Source organism: Citrobacter meridianamericanus (genome assembly GCF_041320245.1).
In the GTDB taxonomy this organism is placed as follows: Bacteria; Pseudomonadota; Gammaproteobacteria; order Enterobacterales; family Enterobacteriaceae; genus Citrobacter; species Citrobacter meridianamericanus.
In genome coordinates this window covers 2,396,530-2,415,441 of the sequence record NZ_CP101036.1, presented here as the reverse complement: position 1 = coordinate 2,415,441, position 18,912 = coordinate 2,396,530, and the positions used below count along the sequence as shown (strand labels likewise).

At 47.8% G+C, this 18,912-nt stretch carries 17 protein-coding genes; 5 read left to right on the top strand and 12 right to left on the bottom strand.

Features of this window, described 5'->3' with window-relative positions; translation table 11 throughout:
* Nucleotides 1–17 precede the first annotated feature (17 nt).
* Nucleotides 18–1,379, top strand: a complete 1,362-nt coding sequence (lysC, locus tag NMD08_RS11605) for a lysine-sensitive aspartokinase 3 (RefSeq protein WP_370620158.1) — start codon at nucleotides 18–20, stop codon at nucleotides 1,377–1,379.
* Nucleotides 1,380–1,492: 113 nt separating this feature from the next.
* Here the strand turns inward: lysC and ychH are convergent, their stop codons facing one another.
* Nucleotides 1,493–1,774, bottom strand: a complete 282-nt coding sequence (gene ychH, locus NMD08_RS11600) for a stress-induced protein YchH (protein WP_003020810.1) — start codon at nucleotides 1,772–1,774, stop codon at nucleotides 1,493–1,495.
* A gap of 275 nt (nucleotides 1,775–2,049) precedes the next feature.
* Here ychH and pth point away from each other — a divergent pair, with 275 nt between their 5' ends.
* A complete protein-coding gene (gene pth / locus NMD08_RS11595; protein ID WP_016153302.1) occupies nucleotides 2,050–2,634 on the top strand; it encodes an aminoacyl-tRNA hydrolase in 585 nt (194 codons plus the stop codon).
* 115 nt (nucleotides 2,635–2,749) lie between these two features.
* Nucleotides 2,750–3,844 (top strand): redox-regulated ATPase YchF, encoded by a 1,095-nt coding sequence (gene ychF / locus NMD08_RS11590; RefSeq protein WP_016153303.1) that lies wholly within the window; start codon nucleotides 2,750–2,752, stop codon nucleotides 3,842–3,844.
* Nucleotides 3,845–4,016: 172 nt separating this feature from the next.
* On the opposite strand, the gene NMD08_RS11585 is transcribed toward ychF, so the two are convergent.
* Genes NMD08_RS11585 through NMD08_RS11570 form a run of 4 tightly spaced genes read right to left on the bottom strand, consistent with a single transcriptional unit; the run spans nucleotide 4,017 to nucleotide 7,954 of the window.
* Nucleotides 4,017–4,283, bottom strand: coding sequence for a YkgJ family cysteine cluster protein (locus NMD08_RS11585; protein WP_003020821.1), 267 nt, complete (start codon nucleotides 4,281–4,283; stop codon nucleotides 4,017–4,019).
* A complete protein-coding gene (locus NMD08_RS11580; protein ID WP_286544683.1) occupies nucleotides 4,280–5,851 on the bottom strand; it encodes a cobalamin adenosyltransferase in 1,572 nt (523 codons plus the stop codon). Before NMD08_RS11580 ends, NMD08_RS11585 begins: the two co-directional genes overlap by 4 nt.
* 46 nt (nucleotides 5,852–5,897) lie before the next feature.
* On the bottom strand, nucleotides 5,898–6,995 hold the full coding sequence (locus NMD08_RS11575) for a chemotaxis protein (RefSeq protein ID WP_370620157.1): 1,098 nt from the start codon (nucleotides 6,993–6,995) through the stop codon (nucleotides 5,898–5,900).
* A gap of 38 nt (nucleotides 6,996–7,033) precedes the next feature.
* Complete coding sequence (locus NMD08_RS11570; RefSeq protein ID WP_151219413.1) at nucleotides 7,034–7,954, bottom strand: YafY family protein; 921 nt, start codon at nucleotides 7,952–7,954, stop codon at nucleotides 7,034–7,036.
* A gap of 546 nt (nucleotides 7,955–8,500) precedes the next feature.
* Between NMD08_RS11570 and NMD08_RS11565 the strand changes: the two genes are divergently transcribed.
* Nucleotides 8,501–9,157, top strand: coding sequence for a GntR family transcriptional regulator (locus NMD08_RS11565; RefSeq protein WP_151219414.1), 657 nt, complete (start codon nucleotides 8,501–8,503; stop codon nucleotides 9,155–9,157).
* A gap of 52 nt (nucleotides 9,158–9,209) precedes the next feature.
* Here NMD08_RS11565 and fucO read toward each other — a convergent pair whose 3' ends face one another.
* From fucO to NMD08_RS11530, 7 genes are all read right to left on the bottom strand, one after another.
* On the bottom strand, nucleotides 9,210–10,361 hold the full coding sequence (gene fucO / locus NMD08_RS11560) for a lactaldehyde reductase (protein WP_151219415.1): 1,152 nt from the start codon (nucleotides 10,359–10,361) through the stop codon (nucleotides 9,210–9,212).
* A 79-nt stretch (nucleotides 10,362–10,440) separates the two neighbouring features.
* Nucleotides 10,441–11,337 (bottom strand): dihydrodipicolinate synthase family protein, encoded by an 897-nt coding sequence (locus tag NMD08_RS11555; RefSeq protein ID WP_187258858.1) that lies wholly within the window; start codon nucleotides 11,335–11,337, stop codon nucleotides 10,441–10,443.
* Nucleotides 11,338–11,366: 29 nt separating this feature from the next.
* A complete protein-coding gene (locus NMD08_RS11550) occupies nucleotides 11,367–12,467 on the bottom strand; it encodes a mandelate racemase/muconate lactonizing enzyme family protein (protein ID WP_151225538.1) in 1,101 nt (366 codons plus the stop codon).
* Nucleotides 12,468–12,515: 48 nt separating this feature from the next.
* Entirely contained in the window at nucleotides 12,516–13,511 is a 996-nt protein-coding gene (locus NMD08_RS11545) for an aldo/keto reductase (protein ID WP_151219418.1), read from the bottom strand.
* A gap of 28 nt (nucleotides 13,512–13,539) precedes the next feature.
* Complete coding sequence (locus tag NMD08_RS11540) at nucleotides 13,540–14,919, bottom strand: PTS transporter subunit IIC (protein ID WP_278238117.1); 1,380 nt, start codon at nucleotides 14,917–14,919, stop codon at nucleotides 13,540–13,542.
* A gap of 13 nt (nucleotides 14,920–14,932) precedes the next feature.
* Nucleotides 14,933–15,787, bottom strand: coding sequence for an amidohydrolase (locus NMD08_RS11535; RefSeq protein WP_151219420.1), 855 nt, complete (start codon nucleotides 15,785–15,787; stop codon nucleotides 14,933–14,935).
* A 516-nt stretch (nucleotides 15,788–16,303) separates the two neighbouring features.
* On the bottom strand, nucleotides 16,304–17,299 hold the full coding sequence (locus NMD08_RS11530; RefSeq protein WP_210905177.1) for a LacI family DNA-binding transcriptional regulator: 996 nt from the start codon (nucleotides 17,297–17,299) through the stop codon (nucleotides 16,304–16,306).
* Between the two features lie 173 nt (nucleotides 17,300–17,472).
* Here NMD08_RS11530 and NMD08_RS11525 point away from each other — a divergent pair, with 173 nt between their 5' ends.
* On the top strand, nucleotides 17,473–18,909 hold the full coding sequence (locus NMD08_RS11525; protein WP_370620156.1) for a glycoside hydrolase family 32 protein: 1,437 nt from the start codon (nucleotides 17,473–17,475) through the stop codon (nucleotides 18,907–18,909).
* The last annotated feature ends 3 nt before the right edge of the window (nucleotides 18,910–18,912 follow it).

Genomic DNA, 18,912 nt, shown 5'->3' with positions numbered 1-18,912 from the left:
CCTGATATGAGATTGTTATGACTCGCATTTATCCACCATCCGTCGTTGCCAAATTTGGCGGCACAAGCGTCGCTGATTTTGATGCGATGAACCGCAGCGCCAGCATTGTCCTTGCTGATCAAGATGTCCGTTTAGTCGTACTGTCTGCTTCTGCAGGCGTAACAAACTTACTGGTCGAGCTTTCTGAAGGTCTGGAAACGCATCAGCAATTAGATAAACTTGAGACCTTACGCGCCATTCAATACAACATTATTTCCCGCCTGAAGCAGCCCTCCGTTATCAGCACGGAAATCGATAATCTTCTCAACAACATACGCCACCTTGCGCAAATGGCGACGGTCTCACCATCCGATGCGCTAAGCGATGAATTGGTCAGCCACGGCGAGCTTATGTCCTCTTTGTTGTTTACTGAAGTTTTACGTGAACGATATGCCGAAGCCGGGTGGTTTGACGCTCGCAGCGTGATGTGTACCAACTCGAGTTTTGGCTGCGCCGAACCTGAACTTAGTACCCTGCACCACCAGGTCGAGGCCCATCTTCGCCCTCGTCTTGAACACGCAATCATAGTGACCCAGGGATTTATCGGGCGTGATGCCGCCGGACACACTACTACGCTTGGACGCGGTGGGAGTGATTACACGGCGGCGCTTCTCGGTGAGGCGCTTCACGCCGCACGCGTGGACATTTGGACCGATGTGGCGGGGATATATACCACCGATCCGCGTATTGCGCCGCGGGCCAAACGCATTGATCACATCTCATTCTCCGAGGCCAGCGATATGGCCGCCTATGGTGCGAAAGTGCTCCATCCGGCAACACTGCTTCCGGCGATGCGTAAAAGCATTCCGGTCTTTGTTGGCTCAAGTAAGGATGCGGCTGCCGGCGGAACGCTGGTGCATAACACCACCGATAATCCGCCGCGTTATCGTGCGCTCGCCGTGCGCCGTAAGCAGACGCTGTTGCGATTACACAGTCTGGAATCACAACCGTCCTGTGCTTTCCTGGCGCAAGTATTTGCCATTTTAGCCCGCCACACGGTCGCGGTAGATTTAGTCACAACCTCGGAGAATTGTATTGCGCTGGCACTAGATGCCACTCATGCGACGTCAGGCGAAGACCATATATTAACCACGGCATTATTTACCGCATTGTCCTCCCACTGTCGCGTGGAAGTAGAAACCGGACTGGCACTCGTCACTTTGGTTGGGAATCAACTGACTCAGGCTGCGGGGGTTTGCAAAGACGTTTTTGCCTGGCTTGAAGAGCATACGGTACGAATGATTTGCCATGGAGCATCGAATGACAACCTGTGCATCCTGTTACCGGCTGACGATGCGGATAGCGCGGTTAGAGCATTACATTCTCGGTTATTCGAGTAATTCTTCTATTATTCCGTAACGCGCTATCAAGCAAGATTTATAAACCAGCAGAGCCCTGGTTTTACAACCAAGGCTTTGCATTCAGACCGCCGGACTCTTAACAGAGGGACGATTTAGTTATGACGGTGATTGGTGTCACCACGACGGCATCGTTTGTCATAATGACGTACCCACCAGTAACGGTCACTGATTTGTTCGTGCCCACCCACTCTGGCGCCTGCTAACCAGAGAATACCGCCAACAAAAATACTGAGCACTGCACCATGTGCGAAAAACTGTGGCAGATTAAATTGCGGCAGTTGGTTTAAAATTGAATAACCCACTCCCACAACCATCACCACCAACCCCAAAGCCATGAGCACGTTACCGAGTAGCGAAGCGTTTTTGCGTTTCATGTGTCACCTCCGGAACTTTTGGGTTGTTACAGGAAATACCCCTAATCCTTATGTGTAAAGTATAGACAACACTTCCATTCGCAAGTGCGCCAGCGATCACAATAACAAACACTCGCGCAACAAAACTTTACAAATAAACTACTGAACACACTAATTTTCCAATAGTCCACTCGTGCAATTATTCAGTTTTTAGTGATAAACACGCAGTTTTTTGTCAAGCGCACCTTCAGACAGTAAACTACACGTCGTTTATGGAAACACTCAGGATAAAACACGTGACGATTAAACTGATTGTCGGTCTGGCGAACCCCGGCGCAGAGTATGCGGCAACGCGACACAACGCAGGCGCATGGTATGTCGATCTACTGGCAGAGAGATTACGCGCTCCCCTGCGCGATGAGCCGAAATTCTTCGGCTACACCTCCCGAGTAACGCTTGAAGGTGAGGATGTCCGTCTGCTGGTACCGACCACATTTATGAATCTTAGCGGTAAGGCCGTCGGTGCAATGGCCAGTTTTTATCGTATTAATCCCGATGAAATTTTGGTCGCGCACGATGAATTAGACCTGCCACCTGGCGTTGCCAAATTTAAGCTTGGCGGCGGCCATGGCGGGCATAATGGCCTGAAAGATATTATTAGCAAGTTGGGCAATAACCCTAACTTTCACCGATTACGCGTTGGAATTGGTCATCCGGGTGATAAAAACAAAGTTGTCGGGTTCGTTTTAGGCAAACCACCTGTTTCAGAACAGAAGTTAATTGATGAAGCGATTGACGAAGCGGCACGTTGTACCGAGATTCTATTCAAAGATGGCCTGACCAAAGCAACGAGTCGGTTGCACACCTTTAAAGCGCAATAAGCAGCGATGTGCGGCATTTTTCTCGCGTGCTGTGTATAATGGGCAGAGTTATTTACTTTTCTACAATCTGTTTTCTATAACAGGTTGAATATCAAAAGATTAAGGTGATTTAAACATGGGATTCAAATGCGGTATCGTCGGTTTGCCAAACGTAGGCAAATCCACCCTGTTCAACGCGCTCACAAAAGCGGGTATTGAAGCGGCAAACTTCCCGTTCTGTACTATCGAGCCGAACACCGGTGTTGTCCCGATGCCCGATCCGCGTCTGGATCAGCTGGCCGAAATCGTCAAACCGCAGCGTATTCTGCCAACAACGATGGAATTCGTCGACATTGCCGGTCTGGTAAAAGGCGCGTCTAAAGGCGAAGGTCTGGGAAACCAGTTCCTGACTAACATCCGTGAAACCGAAGCGATCGGCCACGTTGTTCGCTGCTTTGAAAACGACAACATCATCCACGTTAATAACAAAGTGGATCCGGCTGACGACATTGAGGTTATCAATACCGAACTGGCGCTGTCTGATCTGGATACCTGTGAGCGCGCTATCCATCGCGTACAGAAGAAAGCCAAAGGCGGTGACAAAGACGCTAAAGCAGAATTGGCTGCACTGGAAAAATGCCTGCCGCAGTTGGAAAACGCCGGTATGCTGCGCGCACTAAAAACGCTGACTGACGAAGACAAAGCGGCCATCAAATACCTGAGCTTCCTGACCCTGAAGCCAACCATGTATATCGCTAACGTCAACGAAGACGGTTTTGAGAACAACCCGTACCTCGACAAAGTACGCGAAATCGCGGCTGCCGAAGGTTCCGTTGTGGTTGCCGTTTGTGCTGCTGTTGAAGCTGACATTGCTGAACTCGATGATGCTGATCGCGAAGAATTCATGGCGGAAATGGGTCTGGAAGAACCAGGCCTGAACCGTGTTATCCGCGCAGGTTACGAATTGCTGAACCTGCAAACCTACTTCACCGCTGGCGTGAAAGAGGTTCGTGCATGGACCATCCCGGTCGGCGCCACGGCTCCACAGGCCGCCGGTAAAATTCACACAGACTTCGAGAAAGGCTTTATCCGCGCACAAACCATCGCGTTTGAAGATTTCATCACCTATAAAGGTGAACAAGGTGCGAAAGAAGCCGGCAAGATGCGTGCAGAAGGTAAAGATTACATCGTTAAAGATGGCGATGTAATGAACTTCCTGTTCAACGTCTAAATAGAACCTGCTGTCTCATGAGGTTTCATTGAACCTCGTCGGGACCGAAAAAACTTATAAAATCCACGCAATTGCGTGGATTTTTCATTTGATAGAGTCTCAACTCATCTCGTAACAACGCTGTCAAAAATGAGTACATATTGAGGCTGACTCCTTCGTGAAGCACATAGCCCTACAGTTTCTCCAGAATTAAACACGCTTCACGATTAAGCGTAATGAACTCCTGCCAGCTATATTGCTGTTGATAGTTAAGCTGATACTGCTTCTCTACCTGGCAAATAAGCGGGCGTGTTTCATAAATCGCACACAACTTTGTCTCCATCTGATAGTGCTGACAAATGCCGTCACCGCGATCTAGAAATTGCGTTTCACTGGCGCGATCGACGTGGCGACAACAAGCGCCGCACTGGTTACAGGGAAACGCGGGTGTTAGCGTCATAGCTTACTTAACCAGCTACGCACAGAGCGGGTATTCCCTGCTTCAAAGGGTAGCGCAATATTACGGCGCTCAACCTCTGCACGCAGCAACAAACCGCGCTCAATTTCACTATTCACCGCGTTAAGATGCAGCGAGAAGCGCGATAACGCAGACGTATCAATAGCAAACTCTAACGCCGAAAGCTCCAGTAGATAACGATCGAGTGCAGCATTCACCTGCTGATAATACTCTAGTGCTTTCTGATAATTATCTTTAAACGTATCCAGAAACTCCCAGACCTTTTTCATCAATTTGCTGTGTTCCAGGAAGTAGTTCATTACCAGCGTCAGAATACCTGTCGCCAGCGCACCGCAGAAAGCGGCCAGTTCCGGGCCAAAAGGAAAGACGAGCATCTTGGCTAAAGCATCATTAACCACCACCCCAGCAGCCACGGACACACCCGCAGCCACCAGCTTGCTCACCGCTTTAGCTAGCTGCCCCGGCGCTAACCCCTCAGGATTAAAGACCATAACTTTAAAGGCCTGTACCAAATTGTTCCACATCTCACGAATCAGGCGCACCATCATCTTCTTAGTCGTAAAGAAGATATTGAAGAGCGTCGTCGTAATGCTGGAGAGCACGCCACCGATGGCACCGTCTTTAAAGGACGTCAGGAAAGTGTTGAATTTACCCTGCACTCGCTGCCAGACTGCGCGTAATGCCTCCGCCGCATCTTGCAGGAAGTCTCCGGCATCGAATGAACGACGATGCTTCTCAAAGATCACGGGAATACGCTCGCGGAACTCAAACCAGGTCTCTGCCAGAACCAACCCCAACATCTGCCGCGTTCCCATGCGAAACGCATTGTTCATTGTGGCAGTGGCGACATTCTTCGCAAACTTGCTGCTGGTGTAATATTCCCGATTGATCGTACTGTTGTATTTTGCCCGCGCCTTTTTGTCGGCCTCTTTCATCCGTTCAAAATCGGCGGCGGCTTTATTTTCCAGCTTATTAAGTTTTTTTTGCTCTTGCTCGGAAAGCGTTAGCTGGCTGCGTAAACGGGCAATTTCCTGCGTAGTCGCAGCATACTGTTCTTGTAGCGTTTGCACGAAGGCATCCATCGTTTTCGCCTTCTTCGCCTTATTCAGCGACTCATTCGTGAAGGTCAGATTTGATGAATCATTAGCCAGATCGGCACCATCGCATTCGGCAAGGATACGCCCTGGATCGTTGTGAATTTCATGGGCGGCAATAATATGGTCGAGGTTCTTTTTATCATTAGCAGCAAATCTCTCACCGGTGTAGGTATCAGTCAACGTACCAGCTTCGTGCGCCTTTTTTCCCGCCCGATTGGTGGCAATGTAGTTTTCGTGGCTATGATAATGATGAGAATCATACCCTTCACGTTGCTCGTATCGTTGACGCTCGGCATCGGTAGCATACACTCCCTCGCGAGCGTTATGGATGGTATTCACATCGCCGCCGTGTTTATCCTCCAGCAAGAGAAAATCCAACCCAAAAGAGGTGGTCAGACTCTTGACCACCGTCTGATGTAACTCTTCACCCCAGTCAAACCTGGCTGTGTTCATTGTGCTCACCCATAGCAATGCCGGGCAGAATCGCCCGGCAGGTCGATTAAATACGAGAAGAAAATGCGTCAAACTCAGAAGCAGAAGCCGACAGTTTTTCGTCCAGAATCTCTTTGTTCAGCAGGTTCATACCGTTGCTGTCGGTCTGCAGTTGGATCACCCCATCTTCGATAACGGCTTCTCCGTTTTCCTGCGTCACCGGCTTGAACAGCGGCGTGGTGATCACGTCGGTCATGATGGCGGCTAATTCATAACCATGGTCGATAATCGCCATGATCTCTTCCGACTCACTAATTTCGGTGGTGATATTCTTCTCATGACGTTCAACAATGATGGCATGCATTGCTTTCAGCGGTTCAAAGTAGTGTTGAACAAAGACGCTATGCATACGGGTAATTGATTCATAAATACTATTTACATACCGCTGCACCTTCGTCAGATGCGCTTCAGCCGCATTCATTTTTTCCACCGCCGCGGTCACTTCACGAGAGCTTTGATAAGCATTGTTAAGTGCTTTTTCGGCATGGTTATCGTAAGCCCAGCCCGCAATAGCAATCAGCGGAGCCACTACCGCACCGCCGAGCACCATCGCGCCGCCCGCCATCCCCCACCCACCTGCGGCCAGGGAACCACCACCAATAGCCGCCATTGTGGCGTTATACGCCGCCGCACCAGACAGGGCGGCGATCGGCGTACCGGTAGAAGCTGCGGCAAACGCCATAACACCGCTGTACACGGCAAAACCAGCGGCAGCACCAGAAACCCCGGCACCGACGACTGTCGTCAAGTATTCCGTGGCGGAAATCGCCAGACTTTGAATTTTATTGATATTGTGCTGCGGTACCTTCAGACGAAGATCTTTATGCCCATCCTTAGCCATACGCGCCAACAGATCGTCGGCAATCGTTTTAAATTCATTGAAATCTTTACCGATTTTCAGCTCTTTTTCACCCAGTTCGGCCAGTTTTTTCGACGTTGTTTCATTTGCCTGATCAAAACTCTCTTTATGCTTATCAAAGCGACGTTGCGCGCGATCTAATACATCATCAGCTTCCGATTTTTTCTGATAGCCATCATAAGCTTTTTTGCCGCCAAACGCCGTTGCCGCTGCCGCGACGCCCAGAATAATGAATGGTAATGCCATAGATAATAATCTCCTTTGCAATAAATCGTTGTTACCTGCTACGCATCACATTCCAGAACAGGAACGGGGTCGCGATCGCCAGTGATGTAGTTATGCAGTATATTGATGACCGTTTTTTTCAACCATTCTGGTTCCAGAATTTCTATATTTGGTAACCAGAATAGAATTAGTGGAATAATTTGATTCTGATGTGCTGCCTTGCAAAGCAAAGTCACGCCATCATTCTCTTCGCGAACCAATTCTTGCTGAGGCAGTAAATCTCGTCTTGCGAAGTAGCCAGCAATGCTGTGTTTAATACGCACCCGCACTTCAAACGTATCTTCACTCACCCAGGGATCGCGATGCTCGTCAATTAATGACAGTGTGGGTATATCAACCGCAAAATGCTCTTTCCGGATATCCAACCACCGAATTTTACTTAACGAAAAAGACTTAAGTTTTCCGTCCTCAGTCGCCTGCAGATACCAAATATTTTTCTGGTTAACTAATTTATAAGGGTGAACAGTGCGCGTTTTGTCTTTATATAAAATATGACAGACTCTGTTTTTCTGAATCGCTTTTTCTAATAAGTTAAAATACTTTCGCAAATCATTTCTGACTGAATGTTCAGGGCGACCAAACTGAACTCTAACGTGCTGTTCTTCAGCTCTTTTTTCTAAGTTAAGCCAAAAATCTTCATCTCTCTCAGGAAAAACCGCATCGGCGTCCAGCAGCTTTGCCAGTGGGCCATGAAGGGCATAGGCGCTATTATTCTGCGCTCGAACCGGTATCAATCGATACTCTCCGCCACCACTCCCCTCAATAAAAGAGGAAAGCATATTAAGATCACGATAGACCGTTCGTTCAGTGATATTAAATTTTTTCATCAACTGATAGCGATTCACAACGCCACAAGTTTGTAGCTCTATTAGGATATCGACTAAACGTTCTGCTGAGCAACTCCTTGCTGAATCAGCCATAAGCACCTACTTTTCTGTTTTCCTTACACAAATTATATATAAAATACTGACATATCCTGTCAGTGTATCGGCACGCTAATCATTTTTTTTAGAGAAATCGGCAATTTATTTAACCGTTAGTCACATTAGGCAATTTTTAGGGGCAAAAAGCTCTCCTCATCAAGAGTAAATGCCAGAGGTATGACAGCAGAAAGACCGCCTGCATACATCCTCAACAAACTGGCTAACGGCTATCTCTTCCACTAAGCCAAATTCAACGTTGAGTTTGCAAAGGTGGATTGTCAGGAGAATTTCTTAATGATGGCCAGCACCGTGATATGAACGCCGGTATTTGGCTTCTTCACGCTGAGTAAAAAAACATCATCCGCAGAAGGATGTGGATGCGCTGGCAGCAGAAGAGCTAAATGGGGGATTTTACACTTCAACAACTCCCCATCTGTTTACGCGGTTGCAGCTGTTAGTGCTGCTGATTGAGGCGTTGAAACACAAGCTAATTCGTTGTAGAACCAGGCTTACCCATTGATTTCATAGTGACAAGGGGCTAATTTGTATCTCATTAAACATGATTATGACCCCCATCAAAGCCAGACTATGAACATCAGCGAAAAAACATATCATCAATTGAAGGCCAAAATCATCGCAAATGAGTTGGTAGGGGCTATCTCAGAAAATGAGCTATGTCAGGAACTTAATGTCAGTCGAACGCCGTTGCGTGAGGCTTTGTTTCGTCTGATGACGGAAGGCTGGATTGAGCCTTCCAAAAACAAAACGAAAACCATTAAGCCCATTACACTCAGTGAAATACGCGATATTTTTCAGATCCGAAAAGACATTGAAATTATGGTATTGAATTTGTCATGGGAGAACCAGGATCCGCAACGCTACCAGACAATTAAAGATAAAATTGAAGTCGGTTTTCATGATTCGAATGTGTCTTTATTACTCGAAGCTGATAACGAACTACATGAACAAATGCTATCCGATTGCCACAACGCTATCGTGACTAAAACACTGACCTTCATGTATGACCGGTTACGCATGCTGCGTTCAGACAAAATGAAAAATGATTCAATCATTGATTCATCCAAAGAACATTTGAAAATTTGCGCCGGTATTATTTCCCGTGATATAGAACAAACCCGTGAAGCCATTGCCCACCACGTCAACAACTCATACAACCGTCTGTTCTCCAGCTTTAAATAGGCATACATATAAAATGACCGGTATTTCTACCGGTCATTTGGAAAATTAAAAATTAGTAGAGCTGTCGGTACAACACTTTAATCTCTTCAATACAGGTATCTCGAGGATTTCCACCGGTACAGATGTCCGCCATTGCCGCAACGGCCAATGCATCGATATCTTCATATTTCATGCCGATATCACGCAGTCGGACAGGAATATTAACGTCTCGGTTAAGTTGTTCCACGGCTTCAACGGCCGCCTGACGCGCCTCTTCGATCGGCATCACCATGGCCTGAGTATTGCCCAGAGCCTGCGCAATCTGGCGATATTTGTCTCCTGTAAACTCAGCATTGTAAGCCATGATATGCGGCAGTAGCACCGCATTGGCAACGCCATGCGGTGTACCATAGAATGCCCCCAGAGGATGGGCCATACCATGTACCAGACCCAACCCGACATTAGAGAAACCCATCCCGGCAATATACTGCCCCACCGCCATACCTTCAGCGTCCTGGTCTATTCCCTGTATCGAACCGCGTAGCGAACGCCCTATCATCTCAATTGCCTTTAAATGAAGCGTATCGGTTAATTCCCATGCCCCTTTCGTAATATAACCTTCAATTGCATGAGTCAATGCGTCAACCCCGGTTGCCGCCTTTAAACTGGGCGGCATGCTGGCCATCATGTCAGCATCAATAATGGCAACGACCGGAATAGCATGAGGATCGTAGCAAACGAACTTACGGCGGTTCTCTACATCGGTAATTACATAGTTAATAGTCACCTCTGCTGCCGTACCCGCGGTCGTTGGAATGGCAATCATCGGTACGGCGGCATTTTGAGTGTCAGCCCCACCTTCGAGGCTGCGGACATCGGCAAACTCAGGGTTGCTAATAATTATCCCTACCGCTTTGCACGTATCCTGCGGTGAACCACCACCAATGGCGACCAGGTAATCCGCGCCCGCCTGACGAAATGCTTCAACACCTTGCTGCACGATGTCAATCGTAGGGTTAGGTATGACCTTATCAAAAATTTGGTAAGGCAACCCTGCGCTATCAAGAATATCAAGGACCTTAGTCGCCACATTAAACTGGATAAGATCGTGGTCAGTAACTACCAGCGCTTTTTTAAAGCCTCGCTTTTTAACTTCATCAACGATAGCGTTAATTGAACCCACGCCAAAATATGAGGTTTCATTTAATATCATTCTATAAGACATATTCTATACCTTATAACAGAGATGTATAACAGCAATACTGTATTGCCGTAGCATAATGAATGCCGTTATTGATTTTTGATTATTTGATACTGAACATTATGTCGATCTGTTGCGATTCCTGACAGGTTAGTTTCCCCGCAAAGCTTCTTGATCCCCCTCCAGAATACTGAAACTTATGAGCCACCGCGGTTTTAATTGTGGTAACAAAATCATTACCAATATTATAAATAGCAGAAAGTCGGCTTATCTCACGCTGTATACCAGTAAGCTGGGTAAGATCATTTTCATCCCAGGCTTTAATTGCCCGCACAAAAAGTTCGGGACAAATATTATTTAATCCTGAAATAACTCCCGCGCCACCCGCGAGTAGATTTGGGATGAGATATTCATCATAACCGGACAGAACAACAAAATCGTCTCTAACGGACGCGACTGACTGAATGATGGCGCGAGTATGAGAGAGGCAATCAACAGTATCTTTAACACCCACAAAATTGGGAAATTCTGCCGCTAATTGCGCCACCAGTACCGCGTCCAGATCGCATCCAGTTCGGGCAGGAAAGTTGTATGCGAACCATTTTCCATTCAGGCGTTGCCCCAGATCGCGGTAGTATGCCAATAGTTGGGCCGGCGTTTGTTGAAAATAGTAGTGAGGTAGAATCATCACTGCCTGATACTCGCAATGCGAGGCCTCTTCTGCCAGACGTATCATATCCGCCATACAGGTAGCTGAGATATTTGCCACCAGCGGCAGCGATGACATTTTCCGTGTCTCACGGATAAGCATCAGTCGTTCATCCAGCGTTAATGCAGTGAACTCCCCAATACTTCCCATTAGCAATACGACACGAGTCCCTGCCTCTTTCAACCGTCGCAAATGCTGTTGCAGTGCCGATAAATCAATATTTCCTTGTTGATCAAAAGGCGTAATTGATGGGCACCATGCACCGTGAAATTGAGCATGATTTTCAGACATAATATATTCCTGAGAAAATAAAAATTGTTTTATTCAATGACATGGTAAACAACAGTATCAGCCTGTATTTTCTGCCAGTCCCACTGAATACCCAAACCAGGTTCCTCTGGTGGAAAAGCATATCCCTCGCGAATGTTCACCTTATTCAGAGTAACACTATCGAGTTGTGGGATATATTCCAACCAACGGCTATTAGTAATGGCGCAACATAATGATATATGCAATTCCATCAAGAAATGCGGACAGACAATTTTGTTAAAGCATTCCGCCATATGTGCAACTTTAAGCCATGGTGTAATACCACCAATACGAGCCACATCAACTTGAATGATATCTGCGGCATTATTCTGTAAATACTCTTTGAAGTGCTGGATGGAATAAATGGACTCACCCACAGCAACAGGAATAGAGGTTGACTCACACAATTTCTGGTGAGAATCAACATCATGCGCAAGAAACGGCTCTTCAATCCATGAAAGATTAATATGTTCCAACAACGTTGCTCGCTGTTTGGCTTCCGAGAATTTAAACGCCTGGTTGCAATCAGTCATGATCACATACTCATCACCCACCGCTTCACGTACAGCAGTCAAGCGCTCGATATCACGCACCGGACTTTCAGAACCAATTTTGATTTTAGAACCGCAGAATCCCTGCGCCTTAACGGCTAGCGCATCATCAACTAATTCCTGAGTGCTTAAATGCAGCCAGCCCCCCTCGGTGGTGTATAATTTCATGCGCGATTTCGCGCCACCTGCGACTTTATACAACGGCAAATTCATGCGCTTACACTTCAAATCCCATAATGCGGTATCAATGGCTGCCAGTGCCAGAGACGTAATGGCGCCAACCGAGGTCGCATGAGTTGAGAATAGCAATGATTCCCAGATGCCCTCAATCATCGTCGCATCCTGACCAATCAATTTCGGTAACAGATGATCTCGTAACAGCGCAACCACAGATGAGCCTCCAGTGCCAATGGTGTAGGTGTAACCTTCACCTATTTCTCCACTCGATGTTGTTAAACGAATAATCGGCGTCTCTTGTGATACAAAAGACTGAATCGCATCGACACGTTTCACTTTAGGTTTCAAATCAACCATAAAGATTTCGGCTTTAACTATTTTCATTACATCCTCAATATCTGTTTATTTTTTTCGCAAAGTTACAAATGATGCTTACTGAATACCAATACTGACCAGTTCATCCCACAATCCCTGCGGAATATCCCAGTTAGCCCATGTAAAATTAGTCAACGCTTGCTCCACGGATTGAATGCCGCAGGTTACAGTGACCACATTTTGGTTTCTTAATGGGAATTGCAGCGCCGCGGCACCAATCGGCACGGCATATTTTGCACATAGCGCTTCTATCGCATTTACTTTTTCAATAACCTGCGCTGGCGCTGAACCGTATTCATACAACGCCTTAGATTTATCTTTGGCGACTAAAACTCCGGTAGCGAAAGGTGCAGCAACAGCCACCGAAACATTGTTGCTTTCACATTTAGCAAAGAACGCCTGGCGGTCTGTTTCCAGCAGGTTGTAGCGGTTGGCGAGCATTAAGATATCCGGGGCAGCGTTATCCATCACCTCCATAAGGATTGCCTCTTCATTCGCACCTGCGCCCCAGGCTTTGATATCGCCATTGCGCTTAAGCTCTTCTAGTGCTTTCTGCCCTGACTCACAGAAGGTTCTAAAATGTTGACGTTCCAGTTCCGTATTGCCGTAGGTATAGGTACCGAGATCGTGTACATAGAGAATGTCGATAAAACGGGTTCCCAGGCGCTGGATAGAGTTTTCGTATGAGCGCATGATGCCCTCATAGGAGTAATCAGCCAGTCGGTTAAACGGGTTCTCATCATAGAAGAACTCCCCCGCCTCAAGACCAGGCTCTTGTTTCCGCGATTGCAGCAGACGACCAACCTTGGTGGACAAAACATATTCGCTACGATCCAGTCCCCGTAATCCCAGACCTAAACGCAGTTCAGAAAGTCCGCTGCCATAATGTGGTGCAGTATCAAAGTAGCGCCAGCCAACCTGAATGGCCTTATCAACAATGTCCATGGCTTCGTTATTGCTCAGCGTTCTGAATAAATTAGCCAGGCTGGCTGCACCGAAGGTTAAAGAAGGTACACTAAGCCCTACACTTTTAATTGTATTCTGAGTAATCATAATATTCCCCTGATGTTTATCAGTATTCTTAGTCAACTTTTTTTGCAGTTAATGAGGGTGCTGTAATTGATTTATTATTAATATTGAAAATCAACTTCAGCACATAAATAATAATCCCGGTCGCTACGATAGAAAAAATACACAAGAGTGCAGGATTCATTCCTTTTAACAATTCGAACATTTTGTAGAAAATATAGGATATAGCGTGTGAGCCGCCATCGATTGATGAGGCCATCATCTCTTTTGGCACATTCAGTTGCGCCTTTTCGGCCAAAGCCTGCGACACAACAGCGAGATCCGAACCAAACCATAGGATCCCACACACGATGACAATGCCATTAATTAATCCACGGAACATGTTTCCGTTGCATGCAACCGTGCCAAAGACGACAAATATCGGCAGATAAGGAATATCGGCGAATGGCATCATGGTATTAAAAGGCAAAATAGTACTAATCAGGATAGTGAGTGGTACCATCAAAATACCTACAGACAATACCGCAGGATTTTTAAAAGCAATTTCACCACTAATACCAAAATAAAGTGACTTTGTTGGAAAACGTTTCTTTACCCATTCAGAGGCAATTTCAGTAATTGGTACCAGACCACTGACCAGTACCCCCGCCATCGTCGGCAATAACACCATTACCGCCGCAAAATTCATCCCACTCTTAATAATATCGCTGAACGGTAGCGCGCCAAGCATACCGATAATTACCCCCAGAATGGCTCCCATGGCTAACGGGCTACCAAAAAAACCTAGTTTGGCTTCAATTTTGCTGAGATTAAGGTCAATTTTGTTAATCAACGGAATACGATCAATTACACGATCCATTAAAAATGCCAACGGAGCCCAGGCGACGATCTCCGCCTGAGTAATAGTCACGTTCGGCGTGTCACAGAATTTCTGCACATGTGGGGCAATGTAATCGGCGATTTTTAGCGTAATAATAAATGTGATCCAACTGGCGAAAATCCCCATCCAAAATGAACCCGTCACCTGTTCAACAATGATTCCGGCAAATACAAAGTGCCAATAATTCCAAAAATCAACGTTAAGGGTTTTAGTGGTGTTGGTTGAAATCATCAACAAATTAGTGACAAAACATAACGTATAAACTATCGGTAGAGAGAGTGCAGCCAGACTGAAGGCGCTAATTAGCGGCCACCCCAGATCCAACACTTCATAATGAAGATTGAGGTTTTTTACCATCGCTTCTGTCGAACTGCTGAGTGATGTCACCATAAAACCAATCAGCAACGAAAGACCGAGAAAACCAATACCTACCGTCATTGCATTTTTCGCCGCGTCGGCAAGTTTCGCGCCAAAAAGCACGGCAAATAAAAACATAATCATTGGAATGACCACTGCCGGGCCAAATCCGAGAATATATTGAACGACTTCCATAAGTGCCCCCCTGTTACTTTAATGAGTAAACCTTCTCTGCCACGCGATAAAAGAAGTTATCGCTGGAAAGAGCCTGGTGAGATTGCAGGTAGTTCTGGTAAAGCCCTAAAGTGCCGGCGTACGGTAATGCCAGTAGAGAAACTGGCCAGTCGGATCCATACATCACTCGCTCATGGCCAAATGCGGCAAAAACCGAGCTAAAATAAGGTTCAAGCTCCTGGCTCGCCTGCTCAGGTCCCGTCCAGCGGGCGTAATCTGCTTCCGTGACCAGGCCTGATAGTTTGCAAAAAACATTGCTGTAAGCCTCACCAATCAACATTAACTGTTCACGCCAGCGGATAATTTCCCTGTCGCGAACTGCGGGTTTTGCCGCATGTTCGATAACAAAGGTCACCTCTGGACAAGCAGAAATTAGCTGATTTGCCGCCTCAAGCTGTTGGTGCGTAACCAACAGTTCATACACCAACCCTTGCTCCCCAACACTGCGAACCCCCTGAATAAATTGCGGGGTCACTAAATGACTCTCAGGCAAGCCTTGAGACATATAGCGGATCCCTTTCAGATAGCGGGATTTTCTCAGCAGTCTCTGCATATCCTCTACGATCTCAGTCCCGTGGTTTATATCCACCCATCCAACAACACCTTTGACTTCATCGTGGTGCTCAGCTATATCCAGCAGCCATTCGGTCTCCTCAATTGAAGGGATGGCTTGTACTAAAATGGCGCCTTCGATACTGTTTTCAGCCAATACCGCCTGCAAGTCGTCAATAAGAAAATCACGTCGAATTGCCGCCAGGTCGTCTGTAATCCAGGAAAAATGTTCCCCCCGGCACTGCCAAACATGGTTATGGGTATCAATCACTCTCATACTCACTCTCTGTATTTTTATTGTATACAATGAGAATACAATAAAAGTCTGTGATTAAAAGGCAACCACGGAATGCACTATCTGAGTACGGGATCACAATTTTCACGGTTTATCTGTAGGCTAAAAAAGGGGGACGTAAATGCCTATAACCGCCGTAAAATCCAATGTCACTAAGATGAACTATTGCATGTGGTTAATGTGGTGGACGCTTGTACGTCCCACTGAAGTTACAGAAGCAAAGAAGAGCGATGGATGGGTAAGAACGGAAAAAAATGTAAACGTTTCGTAAGTTACAATATATTGATACGTTAACATTAATAAATAATGGTTATTTTATTGAAACCCCTAAATTACGGCGAGAGTTTAATATACGACCCAACTTTGAGCCTTGCGCGCTCAACAGTGACTAAACAGTACCCCCAAGTTTCAGTTTTATAACATCCACCAGCAAATTAGCGATACCCTCAACAGAATGCACACATCCCTCCGGTTATTGAAACGAAGCAGTTAAGCTAATCATATTGACGACCGGGGAAGCCAGGGGCTGTCGACTCGCACAGTATCCCGGTGATCGAGTCCCTGGATAAGATGCAGTGCACTGAGACGGCCAATTTCATAATGCGGCAACTGTATCGTCGACAGCGGCGGTAAAAACAACTCACCGGTGCCCACCATATTGTCATAGCCCAGCACAGCGACGTCCTGCGGAATGCGCAGCCCACGGCCCAGCAATACCTGGTAGATAACAAAAGCCACGCGGTCATTCCCGCAAACCACAGCATCAAATATCGGTCGCGCGCCATGGATATAGCGGCCGACAATCTCCGCTGCATCAATATGGTGGCTTTCGCCGGGTGGGAGATAATGGTGGAGCATGGCATCAGGGTCAACCCCCACCTCACGACAGGCGCGCTCCATTCCCGCCCGGCGGCGATCGGTCGCCACAATCCCTTTCGGCAGGTGGATGCACAGCAGCCGACGATAGCCTGCGGCTAATAGCGCCTTCACGCCAAGGTATTGCCCTTGCTCATCATCAGGAATATAGGTGGGAAAAGGACCACTGATGCTTTCGCAGTTTGCCAGCACGCAGCGATACTTATGCAGCTTTTCCGGTACCGGAACCTGACGCAACCCCATCGCGGTATAGATAATGCCGTCAGGGCGATGCGCCAGCAGCAGATCCACCATTTTCTCTGGCTGGTCATTGCTGAACATATTCACCACAAAGCTATTCCAACCGTGCGCCCGCGCGGTCTCTTCGATAGAGAGCGTTATCTCCACGGAAAATGGCGTGGTCATGGTGTCCAGCGCTAACACCCCGATAGTGTTAGCCGTGGTTTTCGCGCCACGAATTTTTTTCGCGGAGAGATCGGAGACATACCCCAGCGCATCTACCGCTTCCATCACCTTTTTATAGGTTTCTGGCCGCAGTCTCTCGGGCTCGTTAATCGCTCGTGATACGGTCATTAACGAGACGTTAGCCCGTTGCGCCACATCCTTTAAAGATGCCATACCCTCTCCTTTAACGGCGTTCACCTTGCCGGGTCTGAAAATGCGATCTTGATAACACTCGCAAAATGTTAACGTTAACTTTTGTGATTAACATCGATATTACCATCAATTCTGCGAGAAAGCTGAGAATGTTAACGTTACCTTCTACTCAATTCACTGACAGGGACACGCAAATGACGTCATTACTCTTAACGGCCAATAAGGCCCTAAACCAGCAAAAAGATCGTATCAATCCGCGCTGGTATCCGTGCTATCACCTCGCCCCTCCGGCGGGCTGGATGAATGACCCTAACGGCCTCTCCTGGTTTGATGGTTACTACCATGCGTTCTATCAGCACTATCCGTGGCAACCGGTTTGGGGGCCGATGCACTGGGGCCATGCGCGCAGCCGCGATATGGTGAACTGGGAGCACCTACCCATCGCACTGGCCCCCGAAGGGCCAGAGGATAAAGACGGCTGTTTTTCCGGTTCAGCGGTGGTTGACGGCAATAAACTGGCCCTGATCTACACCGGGCACAAATTCGACGGCGAGGCAAAAGAGGAAAACCTGTATCAGGTGCAATGTCTGGCCACCAGCACCGATGGAGTTCACTTTGAACGCCAGGGCATGATTCTGGATACCCCGCAGGGCGTTCACCATTTTCGCGATCCGAAAGTCTGGCGAGAGGGAGACAGTTGGTACATGGTTGTGGGCGCCCGGGTCGATGACGTGGGCGAAGTACAGCTCTATCGTTCGCAGGATCTGCAGCACTGGCAGTTTGCGAGCACGCTTGCCCAGGCCAATGACGGCATGGGCTACATGTGGGAGTGCCCGGACCTCTTCCCGCTGGACGATAAGCTCATCTTCATGTTCTCGCCGCAGGGTATCGCCGCCGACGGCTACGATTACCGTAACCTGTTCCAGAGCGGCTATATGGTCGGCGAATGGCAGGATAACCATCAGTTCCACGTGACCCACCCCTTCCGGGAGATGGATCACGGGCATGATTTTTACGCCCCTCAGTCATTTTTCACACCGGACGGTCGCCGCGTGGTGATCGGTTGGCTATCGATGTGGGAGTCGCCGATGCCAGAACAGGCCGACGGCTGGGCGGGCATGCTTACTCTTCCCCGGGAAGTGACGCTCGATGCAGATTTGCGGCTGCGCATGAACCCGGTCAAAGAGCTGGAGTCATTACGCGGTCAGCTTCATGTCTGGCCGGTCAGCGACCTGAACAATCGCACCCTGATGGTAGAAGAACAGGCGCATGCTCTCGAAGTCGAACTGAGCCTCGATATCGCCCGCAGCCACGCTGAACAATACGGCATCGCGCTGGGTGACGGGCTGCGCGTCTTCGTCGATACCCAGGCTCAGCGTCTGGTGCTGGAACGCCGCTATCCGCAACACGGCCTGTCGGGCTGCCGTAGCGTACCGCTGCCCGCCAATGATGTGCTGGACCTGCGCCTGTTTATCGATAGTTCGTCGGTAGAAGTCTTTGTTAATCACGGCGAGTACACCCTCAGCAGCCGTATTTATCCTGAACCGGACGATCGCCAACTGACCTTATTTAGCCAGAACGGACACGCCATTTTTAATAACGGGCATGCCTGGCCGCTCGCCGCCAAATAGCCA